At 40.7% G+C, this 860-nt stretch carries 1 protein-coding gene; it reads right to left on the bottom strand.

Features of this window, described 5'->3' with window-relative positions; all coding sequences use genetic code 11:
* Position 1: 1 nt before the first annotated feature.
* Positions 2–860, bottom strand: an 859-nt coding sequence (locus tag ACODR7_RS21530; RefSeq protein ID WP_488842323.1) for an IS4 family transposase, incomplete at its 5' end; no start/stop codon positions are given.

Below are 860 nucleotides of genomic sequence, written 5' to 3'. Positions count from 1 at the left end.
ACTATCGTGTGGACACATCTTTAAAGATTTTGTAAGCTTTGGCTATATCTTTAAAACATTTGAGTCCAATCCACAGTGTTGTAATACCCGGATGCCTGTTGCTTTCGTATCCTTTCCATCCTCCCAAGCGGGCAATGACCCATACATATCTTTTAAGATCCGTCTTTGAATAATTATTTTTTTGCTTTTGGGTACTGCCTTCCAGATCTTTCATGTATTCTTCCATCAGCTGCTGTTCTTCAGGATGAAAACAGGAGCCGGGAGTAATTTCTATCTCCGGCTCAGCATAGGCAAGGCGCATTAAGAACAGCTTAATGGTAACTTCCATAATCATTAAGCTTTGTTTTCGGATCGAAGAAGCATATTCCAGTTCTGAGGATTCAATGTCATAGCCCTCCTTTTTCAGAATTTTAAATATCTCTTCGATTCTCCAACGCCAGCTATACCACTCGATACAGTTCATGGCCATCTCCATATTATCTATAGATAGGGTAGTTAACAAACGCCAGCAGACCGCATCGCTGCCTTCATATTCAATTTCCCTGGCTTCTATAAAATATATTTTTAAGCTTTTAGGCGTATTTTCATTTATTCTTTTAGGGCTCTTTATTTCTACTTGTTTATAGCGGACTTCTACCTTGGCTGTTCTCTTTTTCTTCCCATTTCTGGCATCAATAAAAACCGAATAAACAGCGGGTACCTGCTCTTTGTCGATGCTGGAAAATAATTTTGTCCCATCTGGAAGTGAACGGTCTGCCCTTGCCCTGACCAATAAATCTACACCTTCTTGGGGAATCCTGGCAAACTGCTCATAAATATCACCCTCCCGATCCTGTACAATAAGCATGCCCGGAACTTGC

Source organism: Chryseobacterium sp. FG46, from assembly GCF_057809135.1.
This window is presented reverse-complemented; position numbering and strand designations above follow the sequence as displayed.